The sequence below is a fragment of the Burkholderia sp. IMCC1007 genome, from assembly GCF_027257875.1.
GTDB lineage: Bacteria > Pseudomonadota > Gammaproteobacteria > Burkholderiales > Burkholderiaceae > Burkholderia.
On the sequence record NZ_JAPVQY010000004.1, the window covers coordinates 179,300 to 203,697 of the forward strand.

A 24,398-nucleotide genomic window follows, 5' to 3' on the forward strand; every position below is an offset into this window, starting at 1 on the left:
TTCGAATGCGCCAGGACATCGTCGAACCAGCCGCGCCGGCCCGCGGCCCTGACGCTCCCCGTCAAGCGGAAACCAGCGCAGTGTATCGCCTTTCCGTGCACGCACGATGACCGGCGCGCCGTGCAGCGGCACCCCGCCGCGCCGGCTTTACGGCAGCGGCGGCGCGTCGCGCAGCACGGCTTGCAGCGCGGTGTCGAACGGCTTCGCCGGGTCGATTCCGAGCGCGCGCACGCGCGATGCATCCAGATGGCAGTCGTACGGGCGCGGCGTCGCGTCGGTCGGCTTGTCGATCGGCGTGAGCGCTGCATGGATGCCCAACGCGGCCGCGATCCGCCGCGCGATGTCGTACTTGGTCATCGGTTCTTCGGCGGACCAGTGGCGGATGCCCGTGACCGACGCGCCCGCGAGATGCCGCAGCGTCAGGTCGCGGATCACCTGCGCGACGTCGGGCGTGTAGGTCGGGTAGCGGATCGCCCACGCGTCCATGCCGACCGCGGTTGCGCCCGGCCGCGCGGACGCGACGATCGCCGGCACGAGGCTCGTGACGGCCGACTCGCTCCAGTCGACGATCGGGCCGTACAGCAACGGCAGGCGCAGCACGCAGGACAGCGGCGATGCGGCGAGCAATGCCGCTTCGCCTTCCAGCTTCGTGCGGCCGTAGATGTTCAACGGGTTCGGCGTCGCGTCTTCGCGGTAAGGCGCGGCCTTGCCGTCGAATACGTAGTCGGTGGAAATGCCGAGCGTCCATGCGCCGTATCGTGCGGCGAGCGCGCCGATGCGGGCCGGGGCGTCGACGTTGATTGCGCGGGCGCCCGCCGGGTCGCGCTCGCAGACGTCGGGGCGGCGTTCGGCCGCGCAGATGATCACGGCGGCCGGCCGGCGCGTGTCGAACAGATGTTCGAGCGCCGGCTGGTCGAGTGCGTCGAGCGTGACGATGTTGTCCGGCGGCAATGCGATGCGGGCAGCGCCTGCGCGTTGCGGGTTCCGGATCGTCGCGATCAGGTCGAGCGACGGTTCGCGCGACAGCGACGCGGCGACCGCGCGGCCAAGCAGGCCGGCGGCGCCGATGAGAACGATGGTCGGATGCGGCACGGTGGTCGGCGATGAACGGGAAACATTGGGATCCCGATCTATACGGGAACCGGCGGCCGCTGTCGAGTGCCGCCCGGACGTCGCCGATGCGCTCGCCATGAAAAAACCCGGTGCGCGATGGCGCGCACCGGGTCCGTGATGCCGCACGAACTGCCGTGCTATCTCACTTGCGGTCGAGCGAATACCGGCCCGGCCCGCTCACCGCGAGCAACAGCAGCCCGCCGATGATGCTGATGTTCTTGTAGAAGTTGATCATCGCCACGTACTGGTCCATCCCCTGCAATTGCCAGTAGCGATGCCCGATCAGCGCGGTCGCGAGCGTATAGACCGCGAACAACAGCGCGAGCGGACGCGTGTAGAAGCCGATCGCGATCAGCGCACCGCCGACCAGCTCGACCGCCACCGCGATCACCGCCGCCAGCTCCGGCGACGGCGAACCCGTCGACGCCATGTACGCGACCGTACCCGAGAAGCCGTTCAGCTTTTGCCAGCCGAACAGCACGAACAGCACCATCAGCAACACGCGGGCTGCCAGCAGCAGCTCGTCCTTCTTCGACTCCAGCGAAACGTAACGCATAGCACTCACCTTGAATTGACGGTTTGACGCATCCGCTGCCGACGTCCGCCGGGACGGCGAACCTACGGGTCGGCAACGAAACACTCCTCGCGCAGTCGGACCACGGGCCGATGGCCCGTCGCCGAAGAATCCGCCCGTGGCGCGCCGCGGTGGCGCGCTTGCGATCGGTTCTGGCGAAGCACGGGTGCAGTCTACTGTCCCGCCAGAAATCATCAATCCGTCAAAACAAGATTCGCTGTCACAAAACTGTGGACAATTGTCACGTAACAAACGGGTCATGATGAGCCGGCGCGCGTGCCGGCCCGTCATCCCGGCGCATCACATCATGTCTATCCGAAGCGTCTTGTCGAGATGGTCGTGCCATGCGCGAGTGGTCTTTTTCCGCGCCGGCGCGTTGGTGTAATAGCGCATCCGCACGTTGTCGTGCGCATCGCACACGAGCAGCCCGATCCACCGATCGGTGCCGCGACGCAGCCGGCTATCCGCGCGCGTCCAGCCGTTCCGCGAGAAACCCGATGAAGGTGCGCAGCGTGACGAACCCTTCCCGATGCTGCGGAAACACAGCGTTCAGCGTGATCGGCGACGGCGCATACGCGTCGAGCACCGGCACCAGCGCGCCGCTGTCGATCGCCGCGCCGACGATGAAATGCGGCAGCAGCGCGATGCCGAGCCCGGCGATCGCCGCGTCGCGGACGACTTCGCCGTTGTTCGCGATGAGCGGGCCCTGCACGTCGAACGTACGCGGCGCGCCATCGACCCGGAACTCCCAGCCGACGCGCCGTTCGCGCCCGTACATCAGGCACGTATGGCCCGCGAGCTCGGCGGGCGTCGCGGGCGTGCCCTGCCGCTTCAGGTATGCGGGACTCGCGCACGCGATCATCTTCCACGCGCCGAGCGCACGCGCGATCAGCGTCGAATCCTCGAGCGCGCCGATCCGCAGCACGAGATCGAAGCCTTCGCCGATCACGTCGACACGCCTGTCGGTCAGGTCGAGGTTCAGCCGCACGGCCGGATGCGCGGACAGGAATTCGGCGATCAGCGGCGACAGGTGCGTGATCCCGAACGACAGCGGCGCGCTGATCTTCAGCGAGCCATGCAGCTCGGTGCTGCGCACCGACATCGCCTGCTCGGCATCGGCGACCTCGGCGAGGATCCGCTGCGCGCGCGCATAGAACTCCTGCCCCGACTCCGTGACCGCGAGATTGCGCGTGTTGCGATGCAGTAAACGCACGCCGAGTGCGGCTTCGAGCGCCATCGTGCGCCGGCTCACGAACTGCTTGGACAGCATCAGCTGATCGGCCGCGGCCGTGAAGCTGCCCGCGTCGACCGTCGCGACGAAGATCCTCAGGTCGTTGAGTTCCATATTGTCCACCCCAAAGAGACAGTCATTATCTCTTCAGCCATTTATTTGTCAAATAGATTGACCTAAGATTCATCTCAACGAACGGCCGGGCCCACTTCCGAGGTCTGGCGGACATACAGGACAACATCATGATCGAGACTCGTGCAGCAAACCAACGTGGCCGTGCCGAGCATGGCTGGCTCAGCTCCCGTCACACGTTTTCTTTCGCCAACTACTATGATCCGAAGCAAGTCGGCTTCTCCGACCTGCTGGTGATCAACGACGACCGCGTCGCGCCGGGTGGCGGCTTCGGCACGCACCCGCACCGCGACATGGAAATCCTGTCGTACGTGCTCGAAGGTGCACTGGAGCACAAGGATTCGATGGGCACCGGGTCGGTGATCGTGCCGGGCGACGTCCAGCTGATGAGCGCGGGGACCGGCGTGCGTCACAGCGAGTTCAACCACTCGCAGAGCACGCCCGTCCACTTCCTGCAGATCTGGGTCGGGCCGGCCGAGAAGGGTGCCGAGCCGCGCTATCAGCAGACGAATATCGCGGCAGCCGACAAGCGCGGCAAGCTCGCGCCGATCGTGTCGCCCGACGGTAACGGCGGTTCGCTGACGATCCGGCAGGACACGCGAATCTACGCGGGCCTGTTCGACGGCGACGAGCGCGCCACGCTCGAGCTGGCACCGGACCGCTTCGCCTACGTGCATGTCGCACGCGGCAGCGTGACGGTCAACGGCGTGGCGTTCGGCGAAGGCGACGGCGCGCGCATCCGCGGCGAGCAGGCGCTGACGTTCGCCGACGGCAAGGATGCCGAAGTGCTGGTATTCGACCTGCGTCCGGTCGAAGTGACGGCCGACTGGGCATAACGCCCGTTCGGAAAACCAGGCCCCGCTGAATGCGGGGCCTTATTAATCGGAGATTCGCAACATGGCCAAGGTACTCGTCCTTTACTACTCGTCCTACGGGCACGTCGAAACGATGGCGCAGCACGTCGCGGAAGGCGCGAAGTCGGTGCCCGGCGTCGAGGTCACGCTCAAGCGCGTGCCGGAAACCATTCCCGTCGACCAGGCGAAGGCGATCGGCGTCAAGGTCGACCAGGCCGCGCCCGTCGCGACCGTCGACGAACTCCCGAACTACGACGCAATCATCTTCGGCACCCCGACCCGCTTCGGCAACATGGCCGGCCAGATGCGCACCTTCCTCGACCAGACCGGCGGCCTGTGGATGAAAGGCGCGCTCGTCGGCAAGATCGGCAGCGTGTTCGCGTCGACCGGCACGCAGCACGGCGGCCAGGAAACGACCATCACGTCGTTCCACACGACCCTGCTGCACCAGGGGATGGTGATCGTGGGCGTGCCCTACGCATGCAGCGGGCTCGTCAACATGAACGAAATCACGGGCGGCACGCCGTACGGCGCGACCACGCTCGCAGGCGCGGACGGCAGCCGTCAGCCGAGCGCGAACGAACTCGATATCGCGCGTTACCAGGGCAAGCACGTCGCGGAACTCGCGACCAAGCTCGCGTCGTAACACGGGTGCCGCGCGTCCCGGGAAGCCCGGGACCGCGGCGCGTGCCGCCTGCGCGGGACGCGGACGAACGAACGGCGCCGGTCGAAACCCGCGCCGTTTTTTTTTGCGCGAGCGTGAGCCGTTACTGCCCCGATGCCGGTGCGGCGGGCGCGGGCGCCGCCTTCGTCGCGGGCGCCTTCTCCACCGCGTTCTGCGGATAGTTGCTCTGATCGTTGGTCAGCCGATAGCCGCTGCCCGTGCCGATCGCCTTCAGGTCCGTCGCGTGGCGCGCGCGGGCCGCCTTGCGGGCCGCTTTCTTCTGCGCCTTGTCGAGCTGCTTCTGCGTCGGTGCGGACGCCGGATCCTGCGCGTATGCCGCCGGCGCGGCGGTCAACAGCAGACCGAACGACGCCGTTACTGCCACTGCCACCGAAACCACGCGAGACTTCGTCATGGCCGGATCTCCTTGTCGATTGTTGATTGTGGGTCGAACGCCGGCACGCATGCGACCGACGTCGGCGTGCGAACACAGCGCCGATGCAACGTTAGCCGATCGTTGCACAAATGTCCGTGCCCGTTCCTGAATTCTCCTGATAACGGCAGCGATACGTACGCGGCACGCGACCGGCCGGCCGGCGCGCGTCGCGCGGCCATCAGGGAAATCGATAGCATCGCGCGGTCGGTACCCCACGCGCGGGTTGGGGCTTGCGGCTCGCGTTTCGCGGCACCATTCAGATCCAGCGCGACAGTATCGGCAGCAGGATCGGCACGACGAACGCCGTCAGCACGCCGTTCAGCCCCATCCCGAGCCCGGCGAACGCGCCGGCCTCCTCGCTGACCTGGAACGCGCGCGCGGTGCCGATCCCGTGCGACGCGACGCCGAGCGCGAAGCCGCGCACGGCCGGCTCGTCGATGCGCAGCGCGTTGAGGATCCCGCGCGCGCACACCGCGCCGAAGATCCCGGTCGAGATCACCAGCACCGCGGTCAGCGACGGAATCCCGCCGATCTGCTGCGCGACGGCCATCGCGATCGGCGTGGTCGCGGATTTCGGCGCGAGCGACGCGATCGTCTGGTGCGACGCACCGAGCAGCGCGGCGATGCCGACCGCCGATCCGATCGCGGTCAGCGAGCCCGCGAGCAGGCCGACGAGCAGCGGCACCGCCGCGCGGCGCAGCTTCGCCCACTGGCGGTAGAGCGGCAACGCGAGCGCGACGGTCGCCGGCCCGAGCAGGAAATGCACGAACTGCGCGCCTTCGAAGTACGTCGGATAGGGCGTATGCGTGAGCGTCAGCAACACGACGATCAGCGCGACCGCGATCAGCACCGGATTCGCGAGCGGATTGAAGCGCGCGCGGGCATAGACGGCCTGCGCGACGAGGTATGCGATCAGCGTGATCGTCAGGCCGAGCAGCGGGGTCGCGGCGAGATAGACCCAGATCGCGCCGAGTTTCGGGAAGGCCGTCATTGCGTGCCCTCCGCAGCGGCATCCGCGCGCCGCTGGCGCCGCAGCAACGCGCGTGTGACGAGCGCCGTCACCGCGATCGCGAGCGTCGTGCTCACCGCCAGCGCGGCGACGACCGCGAGCGCATCGCCGCGCACGCGATCGGCCGACACCATGATGCCGACGCCGGCCGGCACGAACAGCAGCGACAGATGGCGCAGCAGTTCGAGCGCGGTCGGCTCGATCGCGTCGGCCACCTGCGGGCGCAGCATCACGAAACCGAACAGCAGCAGCATGCCGATGACGGGGCCCGGCACCGGCAGGCCGAACAGATAGGACACGCCTTCCCCGAGACACTGGAAGGTCAGCAAGACCGCGAACGCCTGCAACATGAACCGCTTCTCCCGAACGTGGCCGCGCCGACATGCGGCCGCGCGGCCGGCAGGCCGGCGGCAAGACGCCGGCGTGGACGATACGACGATACGCGCGATCGTACCAACAATGGCTGCGGGATGGGCTGTGGGCGCGGTGCGTCGCCCGGCCACCGGCCGCCCGCAGCCACTATCATCATGCACTTTCGGGTGCCGGCGCCACGGCCCCGCCCCACAGCCGGCCGCGAGCCAGGAGTCTGGGAATGCCAGCCGGGCGGCTGGCCGGTCGTCGACCGGCCCGATACGGAGTTCACGTATATCATCTCGGGCCGCGCGAACCTGACCGACGCTGCGAGCGGCGAGGTGATCGAAATCGGCGCCGGCGACCTGGTGATCCTGCCGCCCGGCTGGACCGGGCGGTGGGACGTCATCGAGCCGGTACGGAAGGTGTACGCGATTGATTGAATTGGCCGGAAGCAGGAACGGCGGGCATGCGCCCCGCGGGCGCGCCGGCGCGCCGAGCCGCCGCTACGGCTCATCCCGCATCAGAACCGTTTCTGAATCCCGACGCGCGCATACACCTGGTGATTCGTCGTCGACGGCGACAGGTTGTAGATCGACGCCACCGCATCGTGGCCGGTCGAATCGGTCCCGCCAGCCTTCTGGTAAACGCCGATCACGTAGAGCTGCGTGGTCTTGGACAGCGAATACGATGCACCGAGTGCCGCCTCGTTGTAGCTTGCACCGGTCCGGCCGCTCACGCCTGACGTTTTGGTGTACTGATAAGCGGCGCCGAGCAAAATTGCCGGCGTGGCCTGCCACGAGAAATTGAGCTCGCCCGTATTGAAGGTCGCCGTCCCGCCGATGCCGCCTGCCGGCACCGGTCCTGCCGATCGATCACCGAGCCCGCGGAACTGCGTATTCGAGTAGTTCGCGCCGAGTGTCGCGCGTCCCAGCTGGTATTGCGCGCCCACCGCGATCGCCTGAAGCGAATGCGCGGACGCGAATCCGGTCGTCACCGGCGACCCGCCGAAGTTCGCGCCTGGCACGCCGTTCGATACCGCTGCTGGCGCTCCCGAATCGCCCCAGAACGACGCGTTGGGCTGCCGCACGTTCAAATACCCCACACCCGCCGACAAAGGTCCGCGCCGGTAACCCGCGCCCACCGACACAACCTGGTTGCGCGAGAAGTCCCCCGGCATGCCGCTGATCCCGTATAGCCCGCCGACCGTGAAGCCGTGGAACTCCGGGCTCACGTACTTGATGGAACTGTTGACGCGATTGGTGTGCGCCATCTGGTCGACGTCGCCGGGATGCCCGAACGCCGGGCCGCCCCACGTGTTCGCCACGGCGAACGGATTGACGAACTCGACGATCGCATCGTACTGCCGGCCGAGCGTCACGGTGCCGTACGACCGGCTCGACAGGCCGACATACGCCTGCCGCCCGAACAGGAGTCCGCCCTGCCCCAGCTTGCCGTTGGCGATGTCGAAGCCGTTTTCCAGCCGGAATATCGCCGCCAGGCCGCCGCCCAGATCCTCCTTGCCGAGCAATCCGAACCGGTCGCCGTTGAGCATGCCGGACGTCATGTTGTAGAGCGACTTGCCGCCCGCGTTGCTTTGATAATTCACGCCGACGTCGAGCAACCCGTACAGCGTCACACTGCTTTGCGCAAGCGCCGTGCCAGCCATGCTCGTCCCGGCAGCCATCACGATCCATTTCCCTGCCTTCATCTCGTCTCCTCTGATAGTTCGTTCATGAAATCCGTACTACTGAATATTGTTGAAAGCTTTGGCGTGTCGAAAGCGAAGCACGTCGACCGGGTGTTCGTCAGCCGCGCACGTTACGGCGTTTGCGACACCGGCTCCGGTCGGTAGCCGGCTCCCGCTCGACCGGCGCGGCCAGCGTCGCGAACCGCAGCGAAAAGTCGATCGCCTTGACGTGCTTCGTGAGCGCGCCCACCGAAATGCGCTGAACCCCGGTCTGGGCAATCGCGCGCAGCGTATCCGGCGTGACGCCGCCGGATACTTCGAGCTCCGCGCGTCCGCCGGCGATGCGCACGGCGTCGCACATCTGTTCCAGCGAGAAATTGTCCAGCAGGATCGACACGGCGCCGGCTGCCAGTGCTTCGACCAGTTCGCCCTGCGTCTCGACCTCGACCTGCATCGGCACACCGGCACCGAGCGCGTGCGCGGCCCGGATCGTCGCTGTAATGCCGCCGCCGGCAGCCACGTGGTTTTCCTTGATCAGGATGCCGTCGTAAAGCCCGCGACGATGGTTCCTGCCGCCGCCGATGCGCACCGCGTACTTTTGTGCAAGGCGGAGCCCCGGCAGCGTCTTTCTCGTATCGAGAACCTGCGCGGCCGTGCCCTCGACGACGCACATCATCGCGTGCGTCGCGGTCGCCACGCCGGAAAGAAGCTGCAGGAAATTGAGCGCCGTCCGCTCAGCGGTCAGCACGCCGCGTGCCGGGCCTGCGATCCGGCAGACGGTCTGCCCTTCGCGCATCCGCTCGCCTTCGTCGACGCACCATTCGACCGCGATACGCGGGTCCACCTGCAGCAGCGTTTCATCGAACCATGGCCGGCCGCACAGTACGGCCGGTTCACGTACGGTGAGCAGCGCCTCGCACATCGTATCGGGATCGATCAGCTCCGACGTCCAGTCGACTTCACCGACATCTTCCGAGAGCGCATCTCGGACATTGCACACCATTGCCGCGCGGGTCGTTGCATCCATTCAGGGTTCCGTATCATCAGCCGGGAAAACGGCACGCAGATCGCTTGCAACTGCGCGCCGACACGGAACCCATATTATTAGAGATTTAATAAAACGACCACCCTGGGATTGACCTGAGTGCGGCGGTGCATGACCGCTGCTGCGTCACTCTTCCCCGCGCGTTGCGATGAGATTGCCTACTTCGCGCGTGGACGGAATGCGGCGCGCCGGATCGTCCGATTCGGCTTCATCGCGCGCCATGTTTTCGATGATCGTCAGCAGCACCTTGCGCGCCACGTTGATCTCCGTCGACTTCAACCCGTTGACGCTGATCTCGTTGACCTCTTCCGCCAGCGGCACGAGCTTGCCCTTGAGCGCCTTGCCCCGCGATGTGAGGAACACATGCGTGTTCTTGCGATTGTCGGGTGCATAGCGGCGCTCGACGTAGCCGAGCTTTTCCATCGCCGACACCGCGCTGAACGTGGTGGGCGTCGTCGTGCCGGTCTCGTCGCTGAGTTCCTTCTGCGTCAATCCGTCGGTTTCCCACAGCACGCGCAGATACGCCCAGTGACCGAATGAGACTTCATGCTGCGCCAGGCGCATCTGCAGCCCGCGAATCATCGCGCGGGCCGCGTCCTTCACCAGGTGGGCAAGACGATCGTCCGGCACCGCGTCGCGCCAGTGCCGAAGGATCGGGTTCGCGCCGGGATCCCCGCCCGTGCCCGAAGAACGTGTTGCTGCCATACCATCCTCGCCGTCGTTGTAACCGAAGTGCTGACAATCATATCGCTTTACCCGGCGGGCGAGCCACCGGCGTAGGCGCCGGGGCGAATGGTTTGGCCGCGCGCCGGCGTCAGATCTTGAAGCTTTCGAGGCTCGCCGGATGGAACAACTCGGCCGGCTGCAACCGGCGGCTCGACAGCCCTTCCGCATGGTGCTGCGCGAGGAACCGGTCGATCACGTGTTCGTTCTGCGCGAAGCCGTACGACCAGAAGTCCTCACCCATCAAGCGGCGCGCGTTGCGCAACTGGTCCTCGATGAACGGCAGCGTCACCTTGGTGGCCGAGGTGTCGCTCAACCGGGCGAGCGCGATCCGTTTCGACTGCTCGAACGCCTTCACGATCGCGCCCGGCAGCCACGGATGCTGGTCCGCCAGCGTCTTGCGAATACCGAGCGTATGCATGATCGGGAAGAGCTTCCTGCGCGCATACCAGTCGGCTGCGCTCCGTTGCGGATCGTCGAACAGATATTTGACCTGCGGATGGCCGCGCTCGAAGCACGATGGCGCGCGTGGCCCGATCACGCCGTCGATCTCGCCGTCCGCCAGCAGATTCGAGATCGTCCGTCCTTCCGGCGCGTTATCGAGCACGACGCCTTCGGGCAGCTTCAGCGCGATCTTTTCCACGCGCGTCGGGTCCTCGTAGCCGCCGCGCACCCAGCGGATATCCGACGCCTTCACGCCGTACTCTTCCTCGAGGAACAGCCGAGCCCACACGTTGGCCGTGAGTTGGTATTCCGGCACGCCGATGCGCTTGCCCTTCAGGTCTTCCGGCCCGTCGATGCCGCGATCCGCGCGCACGTAGATCGAGCTGTGCCGGAACGCGCGTGACGGAAACACCGGCACTGCAATGTACGACGACGTGCCCGCCGCGGTCTTCACCGAATAGCTGCTGAGCGACAACTCGCAGATGTCGTAGTCCGCGTGCCGGAATGCCCGAAAAAAGATCTCCTCCGGGTCCTGCAGCATGAATACGGGATCGACGCCGTCGATCTGCACGTCGCCGTCGATCAGCGGACGCATCCGGTCATAGTTGCCCACCGCGATGGAAAGTTGAAGCTTGCTCATTGCTGTTCCTGTCTGACTGTCGAAAAAAGGTGGGGCGTGTGCGGTCATGCGCCGGGCCGCGCTGCGCGTGGCGCGCGCGGAACACCGAAGAACACGACGATGCCGCCGATGAACACGAATGCGGCCACGAGCAGGATGCCCGCGGAAAAACTGCCGGTGACGCTCTTGACCCAGCCGAGGACGTTCGGTGCAAAGAACGCACCGACCTGCCCGAGGCTGCTGATCACACCGATGCCGCCCGCGGCCGCCTCGCCTTTCAGGTAGGTCGGCGGAATGGTCCAGATGATCGCGGCGGCCGCGAAATAGCTGATCGACACGAGGCTCAGGCAGATGATCGCGATCGGCCAGTCGTGTGTGATGAGCGTGAGCAGCACGGCCCCTGCCGCGCCTGCCGTCGTCGACAGCACGAAGTGCCAGCGCCGCTCGAGACGCAAGTCGGAACTGCGCGCGATCCACAGCATCGCCACGGCGCCGACGATATAAGGCAGCGCCGACAGCATGCCGATCTGCAGCAGGTTCGACACGCCCGTCTGCTTGATGATCGTGGGTGTCCAGTAGTTGAGGATGGTGCCGCACACGGGCACCGTGGCCCAGCCGGCCGCGATCACGTACACGCGCGGGTCGCGCAGCGCGACGAGCAGGCGGCTCGGCGCATCGTGCGGCTTTTGCCGGTTGTCGTCTTCCAGTGCACCGACGACGATCCGCTTCTGCTCGTCGGTCAGCCACGCCGCATCCTGCGGCCGGTCGGTCAGGTAGAACCACGCGACGATACCGGTGATCACGGCCGGCAGCCCTTCGAGAAAGAACAGCCACTGCCAGTTGCGAAAGCCCCAGACATCGACGAAGTTCTCCAGGATGAATCCCGACAGCGGGCCGCCGATGATCCCCGCGACCGCGATCGCAAGCAGAAACCGCGACGTGATGCGCGCCCGTCGTTTCGCCGGGTACCAGTACGACAAATAGAGAATGATCCCCGGCCAGAAGCCCGCCTCCGCCGCGCCCAGCAATGTGCGCGCCAGGTAGAACTGCCACGGCGCGGTCATGAACGCCATCGCGGTCGAGATCACGCCCCATAGCAGCATGATCCGCGTGACGGTGCGGCGCGCGCCGATTCTCCTGAGCAATAGCGTGCTCGGCACTTCCAGCAGGATGTAGCCGATGAAGAACAGGCTCACGCCGAGCCCGTACGCGGCATCGCTCAGGCCGAGGTCATGCTTCAGCTGCAGCTGCGCGAAGCTGACGTTCACGCGGTCCAGGTAGTTCAGCACCCAGCAAAGGAACAGGAAGGTCATCAACCGGAGGGTGACCTTGCGATAAGTCGCTTCCACGACTGCCGAATCGGCGACCGGCGGTCGGGTCGCGTCCTCGTAGCTCAACGTTGAATCTGCCATTTCTGCATGTCTCCAGGTGTCACTCATGGGGTCGGCGAACGCGAGCGCACTGGCTCGCCGAGCATCGGACGCCATGCATTGCGCTGCGTCCGCATCAATATAATTAGACCTCTAACTATAAGACTACGAAGCGTCGGGGCCGATGGCAAGAGCGGGTTTATACCGACGGTCGATACGTGCCGATTCGCTCGCCGCCCTCTTGCTTTATTAGATATCTAGTAATACTATGCGCTCATGGCGGGTACCGAACGAAACCGAATCGGACAGAAGGAGACGGACATGACCACCGACGACGACGGCTTTCTGCGTCTGAAGATTGCGGAAAAGGACAACATTGCGCGCGACATCTGGCGCTTCGAGCTGGTGGATCCGCAGGGCGCGCCGTTGCCGCCGTTCGAAGCCGGTGCGAACCTGACCGTCGTCGCGCCCAACGGCGCGCGACGCAGCTATTCGCTGTGCAACGATTCACAGGAACGCAACCGCTACGTGATCGCGGTGAAGCGCGACGGCAACGGTCGCGGCGGCTCGATGAGCGTCGTCGACGAAACGTGCGCGGGCGACACGATCGCCGTGTCGCTGCCGCGAAACGAATTTCCGCTCGACGAACGCGCCAGGGCATTCACGCTCGTCGCGGGCGGCATCGGCATTACGCCGATGCTGTCGATGGCGCGGCAACTGAGGGCGGAAGGCCTCAGGCCGTTTCGGCTGATCTACCTTGCACGCGACCCGGAGGGCGCCGCGTTTCTCGACGAACTCCGCGGCGACGACTGGCGCTCCGTGGTGACGATTCACCATGACTACGGCGACCCGTCGCGCGCATTCGACTTCTGGAAGCTGTTCGAGCGACCGAAGCCGGAACATGTGTACTGCTGCGGCCCGCAGCCTTTGATGGATGCGGTGCGCGACATGACCGGCCACTGGCCTTCCGGCACCGTCCACTTCGAAAGCTTCGGCGCGAGCGGCGCGGCTGCACGGGACAACACGCCGTTCACCGTCCGCCTGAAGCGCAGCGGCGCTTGTTTCGACATCCCGAACGATCGCTCGATCCTCGACGTGCTGCGTGCCGCCGATGTCCGCGTGCCGAGTTCGTGCGAAAGCGGCACCTGCGGATCGTGCCGGACCGGGCTCTGCTCCGGCGAGGCCGATCACCGGGACCTCGTGCTGCGCGACGACGAGAAAGGCACGCAGATCATGGTCTGCGTGTCGCGTGCGCGGTCCGCCGAGCTGGTGCTGGATCTCTAGACACCGTATCCCGACGGGGCCGGCCACGCTGGCCGGAACCCGGAGCCGCTTTGGAAACACCCATTGACAGAGGCGATGTATCGCCAGGAGACATCACATGTTGACCCACGAAGAAAACGAGCTGCTGTGCCGCGTCGAAGGCGATGCCCCGATGGGGCAACTGATGCGTCGGCACTGGACGCCGGTGTGCCTGATCGAGGAAATCAGCGAGCCCGACGGTGCGCCCGTGAAGGCGCGCGTATTCGGCGAGGACCTGGTCGTGTTTCGCGACACCGAAGGCAACGTCGGCGTGATGGACGAGTATTGCCCGCACCGTCGCGCGTCGCTGGTATATGGCAGGAACGAGGACTACGGGCTGCGCTGCCTGTACCACGGCTGGAAGTTCGACGTGAAGGGCAACGTGATCGAGATGGTGTCGGAGCCGGCATCCAGCTGCATGACCGACAAGGTCAAGCACAAGGCCTATCCGACGCATGAATGGGGCGGCATGGTGTGGGCGTACATGGGTCCGCAGGATGCGGTGCCCGAGTTCGTCGCACCTGCGTGGGCACCGACCGCCGACACCCGCGTGAGCATCGCGAAGGCGCTGCTGCCGTGCAACTGGGCGCAGATCCTCGAGGGCGCGATCGACTCCGCGCACAGCTCGAGCCTGCATTCGTCGGACTTCGTACCCGCACGCGTCGGTGGCGCGGAAGCCACGTCGAAGAACTGGCTGCGCCCGTCCACCGACAAGGCACCGCGCCTGCAGGTCGAGCGCACCGGCTACGGCTTCCGCTATGCCGCGCTGCGCCGGCCGATCGTCAACGCGACGACGCACGACTACGTTCGCTCGACGGTATTCGTCGCGCCGGCCACCGTGCTGATTCCGCCGAACAACCTGTACAACGTCGCGAACATCAACGTGCCGATGGACGACACGAACACCGCGTTCTATTTCATCGCGTGGGGCGATGCCGAGACCACGCCGGAAACCGAGACGTGGCGCAAGTTCCTGCGCCAGCAGGTCGGTGTCGATCTCGACGAGCGCTACCGTCCGCTGCGCAATCACGAGAACCGCTTCTGGCAGGACCGCGCGGCGATGGCAGCCGGCAATTTCACGGGAATCGCGGGTTTCCCGAACCAGGACATCGCGATGTGGGTGACGATGGGGCCGATCGCGAACCGCTCCGACGAGCGGCTCGGCGCGAGCGATCTCGCGATCGTCGAATTCCGGCGGCGCATGCTGGATGCGATCGCCGACTTCCAGCAAGGCAGCGATGCGATCGGCACCGGCGCGAACGTCATTCCACCGGAGATCTGCTCGTACCAGGCGATCGTGTCGAAGGACATCGACTGGCGCACGCATGCGGTCCGCCATGTCAGCACGAAGCATCCGCAGCCGGCCGACCAGCCGACGGTCGCCGCGACCGACTATCAGGTGTCGCAATAACCGGAGGGACAGGGCCATGACGCAACGCCGCTTGCGCATTGGAGTAGCAGGACTCGGACGGGCATTCTCGCTGATGCTGCCGACGTTCCTGCGGGATCCGCGGGTTCAGCTCGTCGCCGCGTGCGACCCGCGTGCCGACGCGCGCGACCGGTTCGCGGCCGACTTCGGCGCGCGCACGTATGCGGACGTGCCGGAACTGGCGGACGATCCGGACGTGGAGGTCATCTATGTCGCGAGTCCGCACCAGTTCCACGCGTTGCATACGGAAATGGCCGCGGCGAGAGGCAAGCACGTGCTCGTGGAAAAACCGATGGCGCTCGACGCGGCCGACTGCGACCGGATGATCGTCGCATGCCGCGCGGCCAACGTGCACCTGATCGTCGGCCATTGCCACAGCTTCGACACGCCGTACCTGCGCACGCGCGAGCTGATCGGCCTCGGCGATTTCGGTGCGGTGAAGATGATCCAGGCGTTCAACTACACCGATTACCTTTACCGTCCGCGCCGGCCCGAAGAACTGCTGACGGCCGAAGGCGGCGGCGCCGTCTTCAGCCAGGCGGCCCACCAGGTCGACATCGTGCGCCTGCTCGCCGGATCGCGCGCGGTCAGGCTGCGCGCGAGCGTCGGCCGGTGGGATCCGTCGCGGCCGACCGAAGGCGCGTATTCGGCGCTGATCTGGTTCGAGAACGGCGCGTATGCGTCACTGTCGTACAACGGCTATGGCCACTTCAACAGCGACGAGTGGACCGGCTGGATCGGCGAGATGGGGGATCGCACGCGGCCCGACGCCCATGGCGCCGCGCGCCGCCGCCTCGCGACGCTTGCGTCGTCGCAGGACGAAGCGAAGCTGAAGGCGGCCGGCACCTACGGCGGATCGGCATACAAGCCGCCATCGATCGACGACGATGAACCGCCGCGCCACCATCAGCATTTCGGCCCGGTGATCGTGTCGTGCGAACGCGCGGACTTGCGGCCGCTGCCCGATTCGATCGTCGTCTACGGCGACCAGCGGCGCGACACGCTGCCACTGCTCGCGCCCGCCGTGCCGCGCGCGGAAGTCATCGACGAGCTGTACGGCGCCGTCGTCGCCGGGCGTGCACCGCTTCACGACGGCGTATGGGCGAAGGGCACGCTGGAAATCTGTATCGCGATCCTGCGCTCGAGCGAGCGCGGTGAGGACGTGGTGCTCGGCTAGACGGAAGAAGCACACCATCGCCGCGAGCCGAGCGGCGATGGCCCCGCCTGCGCCGAGCCATCCTCTGCAGCATCGACGCCGCGCACGGAACGCGAAGCGCCATTCGAACGTCGCCCCCGCACTGCCGCTGCGGGCTCGCCCTCCCTTCACCCATCCCACGCGTCGCCGCCAGCCCGGCCGGTTCTCCGGCTGCACCGGACGTCCCTGCACGCGCGCACGGTTCAGCGCCCGTTTCGGCGTGTCTCCGGCCTCCTCCCGCGCCCGCAACCTGCCGGGTTGCGCCGCCAGCCCCTTCGGCGACCGGCAAGCAGCCAGATCGAATCGATGCGACACTCGCAGCCGAGCCGCGCGAAATCGACACGCCGAGCCGCCAATATCGCGCCGTTCACCAAACGTGCATGACCGGCCGGGCCAGCCACCTGCGCCGCACAAGGAGAGGTTGCAATGTTTTCGTGGTTTGAACGGCGCCTGCCGACATTCCCGCTCGAGGATCCCGCCACGCCGCCGAAGGGATTCTTCTCGTTCGTCTGGGCGTGCACGAAAGGCGCGCGCGGCTGGATCCTGCTGATCGCGCTGACGTCGGCCGCGCTCGCCGCGTACGAAGCCGCGCTGTTCGCGATGATGGGGCGCGTGGTCGACTGGCTGTCGTCGTCGACGCCGGCCGACTTCGGTGGCCGTCACTTCGGCACGCTCGCCGGCTTCGCGGCCATCCTCGCGGGCAGTGCATTGCTGATCGCGCTGCATACGATGGTCAAGCACCAGGTGCTCGCGATCAACTTCCCGATGCGGCTGCGCTGGCTGTTTCACCGGCTGATGCTCGACCAGAGCCTGTCGTTCTATGCGAACGAGTTCGCAGGCCGCGTGACGACCAAGATCATGCAGACCGCGCTCGCGGTGCGCGACGCGCTGTTCATGTCGGTCGACGTCGTGATCGGCGTCGCCGCGTACCTGATCGGCATCCTCGCGCTCGCGGCCAGTTTCGACTGGCGGCTGATGATTCCGCTCATGCTGTGGGCACTCGGCTATGGCGGCGCGTGCGCGTTCTTCGTGCCGCGGCTGGGCCGCGTCGGCAGCCAGCAGGCAGATGCGCGCGCGCTGATGACGGGCCGCATCACCGATGCGTATTCGAACATCACCACCGTCAAGCTGTTCTCGCACACGCGCCGCGAAGCCGATCATGCGCGCCGCGCGATGGAAGCGTTCAAGGTGACCGGCGACGCGCAGATGCGGCTCGTCAGCGCGTTCGAGGTCGTCAATCACCTGCTGTCGACGTTGCTGCTGGTCGGCTCGACCGGCCTTGCGCTGTATCTGTGGATGCACGGCGAGGCGAGCGCGGGCGTCGTCGCGGCCGTGGTCGCGATGGCGCTGCGCCTGTCGAGCTATTCGCACTGGATCATGTGGGAGATGACCGAACTGTTCGAGAACGTCGGCACGATCCAGGACGGCATCAACACGCTGACGAAGGTGCGCAGCGTGGTCGACGCGCCGGACGCGAGGCCGCTCGCCGTGCAGCGCGGCGGCATCGTGTTCGACAACGTGCGCTTCGCGCACGACGACAACGACACGCCGGTGTTCGACGGGCTGAACCTGACGATCCGGCCGGGCGAGCGGATCGGCCTGATCGGCCGCTCGGGCGCCGGCAAGTCGACGCTCGTGAACCTGCTGCTGCGCTTCTACGACGTCGACGGCGGCACGATCCGCATCGACGGGCAGGACATCGCGCACGTGACGCAGGACAGCCTGCGCGCGGCGATCGGGATGGTCACGCAGGATACGTCGCTGCTGCACCGGACGATGCGCGAGAACATTCTGTACGGCCGCCCCGATGCGACGGAGCGCGAGATGCACGACGCGGCCGTGCGCGCGGAAGCGTCCGAGTTCATCGAACGGCTGCGCGACCGGCACGGGCGCAGCGGCTACGACGTCGAAGTCGGCGAGCGCGGCGTGAAGCTGTCGGGCGGCCAGCGGCAACGCGTCGCGATCGCGCGCGTGATGCTCAAGGACGCGCCGATCCTCGTGCTCGATGAAGCGACGAGCGCGCTCGACTCCGAAGTCGAAGTCGCGATCCAGCGCAGTCTCGACAGCCTGATGAGCGGCAAGACGGTGATCGCGATCGCGCACCGGCTATCGACGATCGCCGCGCTCGACCGGCTGATCGTGCTCGACGAAGGGCGCATCGTCGAGGAAGGTACGCATCTCGAGCTGCTGCAGGCCGGCGGTATTTATGCAGCGCTGTGGGCGCATCAGAGCGGCGGGTTTCTCGGCGAGACGGCGGATGCCGTGCAGTAGCCGGGCGGCATCGGCCGCTGGCGTATCGCGCGAAACCGGATCGGCGGAACGCCTGTGACCGCTCGACCGGATATCACCCTGCACTGAACGCACCCGATTCGGCGCTCGCGGGAGACGAGCAACGTTTCGTCAATCGGATTCGCCGGCACGGGCAGTTCCGCACGGAAGTGCTCGCGGCATGGCACCGACGCATACCGGCAGACTATCGGCTGCATATGGTTGCGCACACACCCATCTGCGCGCCGCTCATAACGATTCGACGATTTATTGGTTCCGTCGACGATGCGCGTCCCTTATCGTTCTCCGACTCGTCAGACCACCGACCAACGGGGAATCCAACAATGAAACGAATCCGTTCATTCGCACTGCTCGCGCTGCCGGCCGCACTCTACGCCGCCGGCGCGCACGCGCAAAGCAGCGTCACGCTGTACGGCATCGCCGATGCGGGCATCGCGTACGTGCACAACGTACAGAACGCGAACGGCACCAACGCGTCGAACCTCGTGAAGTTCAGCAGCGGCAACCTGTCGGGCAGCCGCTGGGGCCTGCGCGGCATCGAGGATCTCGGCGGCGGCCTGTCCGCGCTGTTCCAGATCGAGAACGGCTTCAACATCGGCACCGGCGCGCTCGGTCAGGGCGGCCGCGAATTCGGCCGCAAGGCCATCGTCGGCCTCGGCAGCAGCACGTACGGCACCGTGACGCTCGGCCGCCAGTACGATCCGGTCGTCGATCTCGTGCAGGGCCTTACCGAGGACAACTATTTCGGCGGCGTATTCGCGACGCCGGGCGACCTCGACAACTACGACAACAGCCTGCGCGTGAGCAACTCGGTGAAGTACACGAGCCCGCTGATCTCCGGCTTCCAGTTCGCCGCGCTGTACGGCTTCGGCGGCGTCGCGGGCGCGACCGGCAACGGCCGCACGTACAGCTTCGGCCTGAGCTACGCGAACGGCCCGCTGTCGCTCGGCGCCGGCTACTTCTTCGCGAACGGCGGCACGACGGCGGCAGGCGGCGTGCGCACGTGGTCGAGCAGCTCGGACACGCTGTTCAACACCGTGATCAACCAGGGCTTCTCGAGCGCGAAGTCGATCCAGATCGTGCGCGTGGCCGGCCAGTACGTGGCCGGGCCGGCAACCTTCGGCCTCGCGTATTCGAACACGCAGTACGGCGCGGACACGCTGTCGGCCTTCACGCAGAACGCGAAGTTCAACAACGGCTCGGCGTTCTTCAACTGGCAGTTCACGCCGGCACTGCGTGCGGGCGTCGGCTACAACTACACGTCGCTGACGGGCCCGAGCTCCGCGCACTACAACCAGGTGAACCTCGGCGCCGACTACGCGCTGTCGAAGCGCACCGACGTGTACGCGCTGTTCGGCTACCAGAAGGCGAGCGGCAACACGCTGAACGCGAGCGGCGCGATCGTGAAGGCCGCGGCTTCGGTCGGCTCGTACGGCGTGAACTCGGGCGCCGATACGCAGGAACTCGCGATCGTCGGCATTCGCCACAAGTTCTGATCGCGTCGTCGCACGACGCAGGCCGACCGGCGCGCACCTCGGTGCGCGCCGGTGCCGTTTAGACTGTCTGCGTTCGCGTTCCACACCATCGCGACCACGCATCTGTACCGCCGGCTGCGCGTGCATCGAGCGTCGGCGACACTGGCGTTGCGGTCGCCATGAACCGCTGCATCGCGTCCGTGACTTACGAGGCGCACGTGACGTGCTATCTGTCTGCCGACCGATTGCTTCGCGTACCCAGGCTCGCGCCGTAATGAACGGCCGCGGCCGTGATCCCGAATACCAGATGGGCGATCAGCGTGATCCCGCCGCGCACCTGAGCGAACCACGGGAAAATCGCGGTGAATCCGTACAGATTGACACCGTACAGCACGAGTCCGAACACACCGCCCGCGACGAGCGCGGACCCGAGCGACAGGCCGCGGATCGCTTTCGCGAGCACGGCCGCATAAGCGAGCGACAGCGAGGCATGCACCAGCGTCGCAACACTCATGATGACCGGATCGAAGCCGCTGGACGAACCGAGGGCACGGCGGCCCATCACGATGGCGGCCGTCAGGCGCGCGTCGCGCAGCAGGTCATGAATGGCGTCGTCGCCGACGATCCGCCACAGCAGCAATTCGATGACGGTCGAGCCGACCGCCGCGCCGAACGCTGCCCACAGAATCGGAATCGGGCCGGTTGGCTTCAATTGCCCACCCCCGCGACGATAGCCCGCCGCGCGGGCTTACAACGGCCGGTCGCAATCCGTCCAGTATGCGAACGGATCGCGATGCTTCGGGTAGTGCTCGTCGAGCCACTTCAGCAACGTCGCGCGCGCATTGTCGAGATCGGCCTTCGACGACGACGTCCGCAGTTCGTGCACTTCGACGGACTTTTCCCGATCCATCACGTAGCAGTTCCAGTCGGGGCCATCCAGGTCCGGATCGTCGGTCGCCTTCGACGACTTGCTCCAGCCGAACCCTTTGCGCGCATCGATGTAGTAGCGCGGGTGCACCTTCAGATACGACAGTTCGCCGCCTTGCAGGCTGCTTTCCGCGCGCACGATATCGCGCCTGTCGACGATCTGCGTGACTTCCGGCAGGCGGCGCGAACGCCACCCCGCAGGCAGCGTCGCCATCGCCTGAACGCTGTCGTACGTGCCCCAGTCGAGGCCCCACGCTTCGGCCATGCGCTTCATGAACGCATCCGCACTCGGATAGCCGCGCAATTGGATTCGCGTGGACAGCTTGACTTCGTACCGGCCGTCGGCACCCGTCGCATCGTCAGCCGCTTCGAACGGATTGCCCGGGCGCGACGCGCGCTGCGCGTCTGCGGGCGCCATGCCCGAAAACAGCTGATCGAGCGCCGCACGCGCTTTCGACGACTTGTCTGGTCTATTCATTACTCATTTCCTGTGCATCCACACGGCTGCAAAAAATCTCGATTCTGGTTGATCTGTTGGATCCGCGAATTGGCTCGCGGATTTCCGCGAGCGCATTGTCGACGATCCGGCGGTCACGGTCGAGCGGCAACGCATCGGCGAACTCGCCGTACTACTCGGTAGCAGGCGTCATGCCGCCTGTCCCGCACTCCGCAGCGCGGCCCGCATCCGTTCCACCACCGCGAGCACTTCCGGCCGATTCTCGCCCTTCGCATGCACGAAGTGATACCGGGGCAACGAATCGACGTCGCGGCGACTGACCCGCGCCAGCGCGCTGCGCCCAAGATACCCGAGATACGCATCCGCGGGCGGCGGGCGCGCCGGCGCCACGCCGAGCCCTGCTTCGGCCGCCGCGAGCACGAGGTTGTAATCCTCGAAGCGGGGACCCTGCGCACGCGGCCTGAACGCGATGCCGAGCGCGTCGAACCACGTGCGCCATCCGGTCACGTCGGAGTCGTGCAGCAACGGCATCCCGAGCAGCGCGGCATCGCCGACCCGACGGCGCAGCGTGGCCAGTTGCGCGGCGAGCCTCGGATGCGCGACAGGGTACAGCGTCTCCGGCACGAACGGGCGCGTGTCGAGCTGACGCCAGTTGCCGCGCCCGTACCGGATCCACCGATCCCGCTTCGCAGCCGGCGATGTCCGCGTTTGCGCAAGCCGATATGCAGATCGATCTGCAACGCCGGCGGTCGCAACGATGTTGTCGATGGCGCTGACGGGCGAGCAACCCGGTGTGGCGACGGTTTGCGGCGGCCTGCTGGCGATTGCGGGCGTGATCTTCGTGGCCTTGCGCGGCCGGACGTAGGCGCGGGACTTCGCTGAATTGCCCGGGTAGCGATACCGGCGCGAACGATGCGCAGCGGAAGGCCGGTCACCCCCTCGCATCTGCGAAACGGAAATATACACGCTATACCGCGCGCACCCATTCACGGATGCGACGGAACTCGACCGTTAGTTGCATGAGCCGCACAACGATCACGCGGACAGTCGGGACTGTGCAGACAAATCGACCGAACAGTTCGCGATTGATTGCACCGTAGTGTGCATGGTCAGCGACATCGCCCCGATCGAATAATCGAAGCCATCACTGAGGAACTCGGCAGCGCGCGTGCGCAACGGACGACGAAACGGCCGCGCCATCGCATCACTATTTGCGCAGGGCTACGCAATTCGGCGACGCGCGCGGAAACAGGTTCGGATATATTCATACGAATTGCATGTCGTCTGACGAAGTGGCCCGCTCGCCCGGAGCAACGCTCGACATCGGCGTTCTCGTCGCATGCGACGCCCGGCGACATGCAAGCCGAACCCGTCATGGGTCATGGAGACTCGTCCGGCACACCGGCCACCTCACAAGGGTTTCCGGCTGGCCGGACGTCAATAGAAATAGCAATCAACGGAGATGGCAGATGGAACGAAGCACTGTCGGCATGCGCTGCAAACCCCTGATTACCGTCGCACTGGCTGCCGCCGCGTTCGCAGCCGCGTCGGGCGCGATGGCCGACCAGGTCGTGAAGATCGGCAGCGTCGAACCGACGACGGGCGGCATTTCGCACCTCGGCAAGGACAACGAGAACGGTGCGCGCCTCGCGGTCGAGGAGATCAACGCGAAGGGTCTCACGATCGGCGGCCAGAAGATCACGCTGCAACTGGACGCACAGGATGACGCGGCCGACCCGCGCCAGGCCACGCAGGTCGCGCAAAAGCTGGTCGACAACAAGGTCGTCGCGGTCATCGGCCATCTGAACTCGGGCACGTCGATCCCGGCCTCGAAGATCTACAGCGATGCGGGCATCGTGCAGATCTCGCCGTCGGCCACGAACCCGACCTACACGCAGCAAGGCTTCAAGACCACCTACCGGGTGGTCGCGACCGATGCGCAGCAGGGCCCGGCGCTCGCGAGCTACGCGCAGTCGAAGGGCGTGAAGAGCGTGGCGGTGATCGACGATTCGACCGCGTACGGCCAGGGCCTCGCGAACGAGTTCGAGAAGAAGGCGAAGGCGCTCGGCCTGAAGGTGCTGTCGCACGACGCGACCAACGACAAGGCCGTCGACTTCCGCGCGATTCTCACGAAGATCAAGGGCGAGAACCCCGACGCGATCATGTACGGCGGCATGGACGCCACCGGCGGCCCGCTCGCGAAGCAGGCGAAACAGCTGGGCCTGCGCGCGCGGATCCTGTCCGGCGACGGCGTATGCACCGACTCGCTGGCCGCCCTGGCCGGCCCGGCGGCCGACAACGTGCTGTGCTCGCAGGCCGGCGCGGCGCTCGAGAAGATGCCGGGCGGCGCGGCATTCCTCGCGAAGTACCAGAAGCGCTTCAACCAGGGCATCAAGTTCGATGCGCCGTTCGCGTACGACGCGGTCTACATCGCGGTCGACGCGATGAAGCGCGCGAATTCGACCGACCCGGCGAAGATCCTCGCCGCGATGCCGTCGACGAAGTACGACGGCGTGATCGGCACGACGACGTTCGACGCGAAGGGCGACCTGACGCACGGGATCATCTCGATCTACGGCTACAAGGCCGGCAAGAAGACCTTCCTCGACCAGGTGAAGATGTAACCCGCCGCGACGCCGGCACGACGGGAACGCCGCCCGTCGGCGCCGGCGCCGCGCGGGCCGATTCGAGTTTTGCGGAGACGATGCAACATGTGTGCAATGGCGTATGCGGAATTTCAACAGGAGCTGAAGAAGGCGCAGTTGACGGCGCGCGAGTTCGCCCGCCTGATCCGGATGAACGAAAGTTCCATCACCAACTATTCGAGCAAGGGCACCGTCCCTTCGCACCTCGCGGTCATCGCGACACTCATCGGCGCGCTCGCCGCGCACGAGATCGATTTCCGGCACGTAATCGGCAACACGGACATCGAGCCGAAACGGCCACGCGGCGTCGGCGCGTTTCCGGCGGTGGCCAAGCCGCGCGCCGCAAAACGCCGCAACAGTCAGTCATGACCGCCGCGGCCCGGCCGCGCCACCATCGCGCACGGCGCATCGCGCCGCTCCGCCC

Annotated in this window: 23 protein-coding genes and 3 pseudogenes; 11 read left to right on the plus strand and 15 right to left on the minus strand. The window is 66.4% G+C overall.

All coding sequences use genetic code 11. The features are described from left to right. Nucleotides 1–147 precede the first annotated feature (147 nt). From O1Q03_RS06350 to O1Q03_RS06360, 4 genes and pseudogenes are all read right to left on the minus strand, one after another. Nucleotides 148–1,092 carry a dTDP-4-dehydrorhamnose reductase family protein gene (locus O1Q03_RS06350; RefSeq protein ID WP_269502251.1) on the minus strand — a complete coding sequence of 315 codons (945 nt, stop codon included), beginning with the start codon at nt 1,090–1,092 and terminating at the stop codon, nt 148–150. Nucleotides 1,093–1,255: 163 nt separating this feature from the next. Next, nucleotides 1,256–1,669, minus strand: a complete 414-nt coding sequence (locus O1Q03_RS06355; RefSeq protein WP_269502252.1) for a DoxX family protein — start codon at nt 1,667–1,669, stop codon at nt 1,256–1,258. Nucleotides 1,670–1,987: 318 nt separating this feature from the next. Continuing rightward, nucleotides 1,988–2,140, minus strand: a pseudogene (locus tag O1Q03_RS40120) (lysozyme inhibitor LprI family protein); the annotation flags it as partial. Between the two features lie 7 nt (nt 2,141–2,147). Beyond that, nucleotides 2,148–3,032: a LysR family transcriptional regulator gene (locus O1Q03_RS06360; RefSeq protein WP_269502254.1), complete on the minus strand. Its 885-nt coding sequence runs from the start codon at nt 3,030–3,032 to the stop codon at nt 2,148–2,150. Nucleotides 3,033–3,160: 128 nt separating this feature from the next. Between O1Q03_RS06360 and O1Q03_RS06365 the strand changes: the two genes are divergently transcribed. Continuing rightward, on the plus strand, nt 3,161–3,886 hold the full coding sequence (locus O1Q03_RS06365) for a pirin family protein (RefSeq protein WP_269502255.1): 726 nt from the start codon (nt 3,161–3,163) through the stop codon (nt 3,884–3,886). A gap of 61 nt (nt 3,887–3,947) precedes the next feature. Next, complete coding sequence (wrbA, locus tag O1Q03_RS06370) at nt 3,948–4,550, plus strand: NAD(P)H:quinone oxidoreductase (RefSeq protein ID WP_269502256.1); 603 nt, start codon at nt 3,948–3,950, stop codon at nt 4,548–4,550. A gap of 121 nt (nt 4,551–4,671) precedes the next feature. On the opposite strand, the gene O1Q03_RS06375 is transcribed toward wrbA, so the two are convergent. The 3 genes from O1Q03_RS06375 to O1Q03_RS06385 form a co-directional block, all read right to left on the minus strand. Beyond that, on the minus strand, nt 4,672–4,983 hold the full coding sequence (locus tag O1Q03_RS06375) for a hypothetical protein (protein ID WP_269502257.1): 312 nt from the start codon (nt 4,981–4,983) through the stop codon (nt 4,672–4,674). Nucleotides 4,984–5,260: 277 nt separating this feature from the next. Beyond that, complete coding sequence (locus O1Q03_RS06380; RefSeq protein ID WP_269502258.1) at nt 5,261–5,995, minus strand: LrgB family protein; 735 nt, start codon at nt 5,993–5,995, stop codon at nt 5,261–5,263. Beyond that, complete coding sequence (locus O1Q03_RS06385; protein ID WP_269502259.1) at nt 5,992–6,363, minus strand: CidA/LrgA family protein; 372 nt, start codon at nt 6,361–6,363, stop codon at nt 5,992–5,994. Before O1Q03_RS06385 ends, O1Q03_RS06380 begins: the two co-directional genes overlap by 4 nt. Before the next feature lie 177 nt (nt 6,364–6,540). Here O1Q03_RS06385 and O1Q03_RS06390 point away from each other — a divergent pair, with 177 nt between their 5' ends. After that, a complete protein-coding gene (locus O1Q03_RS06390) occupies nt 6,541–6,807 on the plus strand; it encodes a cupin domain-containing protein (RefSeq protein WP_269502261.1) in 267 nt (88 codons plus the stop codon). Nucleotides 6,808–6,887: 80 nt separating this feature from the next. Here the strand turns inward: O1Q03_RS06390 and O1Q03_RS06395 are convergent, their stop codons facing one another. From O1Q03_RS06395 to O1Q03_RS06415, 5 genes are all read right to left on the minus strand, one after another. Then, complete coding sequence (locus O1Q03_RS06395; protein ID WP_269502262.1) at nt 6,888–8,075, minus strand: porin; 1,188 nt, start codon at nt 8,073–8,075, stop codon at nt 6,888–6,890. A gap of 97 nt (nt 8,076–8,172) precedes the next feature. Continuing rightward, a complete protein-coding gene (gene nadC, locus O1Q03_RS06400; protein WP_269502263.1) occupies nt 8,173–9,081 on the minus strand; it encodes a carboxylating nicotinate-nucleotide diphosphorylase in 909 nt (302 codons plus the stop codon). A gap of 144 nt (nt 9,082–9,225) precedes the next feature. Then, entirely contained in the window at nt 9,226–9,804 is a 579-nt protein-coding gene (locus O1Q03_RS06405; RefSeq protein WP_269502264.1) for a MarR family winged helix-turn-helix transcriptional regulator, read from the minus strand. Between the two features lie 109 nt (nt 9,805–9,913). Next, nucleotides 9,914–10,906: a PhnD/SsuA/transferrin family substrate-binding protein gene (locus O1Q03_RS06410; protein WP_269502266.1), complete on the minus strand. Its 993-nt coding sequence runs from the start codon at nt 10,904–10,906 to the stop codon at nt 9,914–9,916. A gap of 44 nt (nt 10,907–10,950) precedes the next feature. Next, the gene (locus tag O1Q03_RS06415; RefSeq protein ID WP_269502267.1) at nt 10,951–12,297 is read right to left on the minus strand and encodes an MFS transporter; all 1,347 of its coding nucleotides are present in this window, start codon (nt 12,295–12,297) and stop codon (nt 10,951–10,953) included. Nucleotides 12,298–12,576: 279 nt separating this feature from the next. Here O1Q03_RS06415 and O1Q03_RS06420 point away from each other — a divergent pair, with 279 nt between their 5' ends. From O1Q03_RS06420 to O1Q03_RS06440, 5 genes are all read left to right on the plus strand, one after another. Continuing rightward, on the plus strand, nt 12,577–13,539 hold the full coding sequence (locus O1Q03_RS06420) for a PDR/VanB family oxidoreductase (protein ID WP_269502268.1): 963 nt from the start codon (nt 12,577–12,579) through the stop codon (nt 13,537–13,539). Between the two features lie 97 nt (nt 13,540–13,636). Then, nucleotides 13,637–14,968 (plus strand): Rieske 2Fe-2S domain-containing protein, encoded by a 1,332-nt coding sequence (locus O1Q03_RS06425; protein ID WP_269502269.1) that lies wholly within the window; start codon nt 13,637–13,639, stop codon nt 14,966–14,968. Between the two features lie 16 nt (nt 14,969–14,984). After that, on the plus strand, nt 14,985–16,163 hold the full coding sequence (locus O1Q03_RS06430; protein WP_269502270.1) for a Gfo/Idh/MocA family protein: 1,179 nt from the start codon (nt 14,985–14,987) through the stop codon (nt 16,161–16,163). Nucleotides 16,164–16,607: 444 nt separating this feature from the next. Further along, a complete protein-coding gene (locus O1Q03_RS06435) occupies nt 16,608–18,452 on the plus strand; it encodes an ABC transporter ATP-binding protein (RefSeq protein WP_269502271.1) in 1,845 nt (614 codons plus the stop codon). A 341-nt stretch (nt 18,453–18,793) separates the two neighbouring features. Next, nucleotides 18,794–19,966: a porin gene (locus tag O1Q03_RS06440; protein WP_269502272.1), complete on the plus strand. Its 1,173-nt coding sequence runs from the start codon at nt 18,794–18,796 to the stop codon at nt 19,964–19,966. Between the two features lie 205 nt (nt 19,967–20,171). On the opposite strand, the gene O1Q03_RS06445 is transcribed toward O1Q03_RS06440, so the two are convergent. The 3 genes and pseudogenes from O1Q03_RS06445 to O1Q03_RS06455 all read right to left on the minus strand — a co-directional run. After that, a complete protein-coding gene (locus tag O1Q03_RS06445; protein ID WP_269502273.1) occupies nt 20,172–20,657 on the minus strand; it encodes a sodium:proline symporter in 486 nt (161 codons plus the stop codon). A 36-nt stretch (nt 20,658–20,693) separates the two neighbouring features. After that, nucleotides 20,694–21,350 carry a nitroreductase gene (locus O1Q03_RS06450; RefSeq protein WP_269502275.1) on the minus strand — a complete coding sequence of 219 codons (657 nt, stop codon included), beginning with the start codon at nt 21,348–21,350 and terminating at the stop codon, nt 20,694–20,696. Nucleotides 21,351–21,518: 168 nt separating this feature from the next. Continuing rightward, a pseudogene (locus O1Q03_RS06455) lies at nt 21,519–22,075 on the minus strand (LysR substrate-binding domain-containing protein); the annotation flags it as partial. Here O1Q03_RS06455 and O1Q03_RS06460 point away from each other — a divergent pair. The 3 genes and pseudogenes from O1Q03_RS06460 to O1Q03_RS06470 all read left to right on the plus strand — a co-directional run. Continuing rightward, nucleotides 22,069–22,194 (plus strand): annotated as a pseudogene (locus O1Q03_RS06460) (DMT family transporter); the annotation flags it as partial. The pseudogenes O1Q03_RS06455 and O1Q03_RS06460 overlap by 7 nt on opposite strands. Nucleotides 22,195–22,798: 604 nt before the next feature. Continuing rightward, nucleotides 22,799–23,953 carry a branched-chain amino acid ABC transporter substrate-binding protein gene (locus O1Q03_RS06465; protein WP_269502276.1) on the plus strand — a complete coding sequence of 385 codons (1,155 nt, stop codon included), beginning with the start codon at nt 22,799–22,801 and terminating at the stop codon, nt 23,951–23,953. A gap of 87 nt (nt 23,954–24,040) precedes the next feature. After that, a complete protein-coding gene (locus tag O1Q03_RS06470) occupies nt 24,041–24,343 on the plus strand; it encodes an XRE family transcriptional regulator (protein WP_269502277.1) in 303 nt (100 codons plus the stop codon). Nucleotides 24,344–24,398 lie beyond the last annotated feature (55 nt).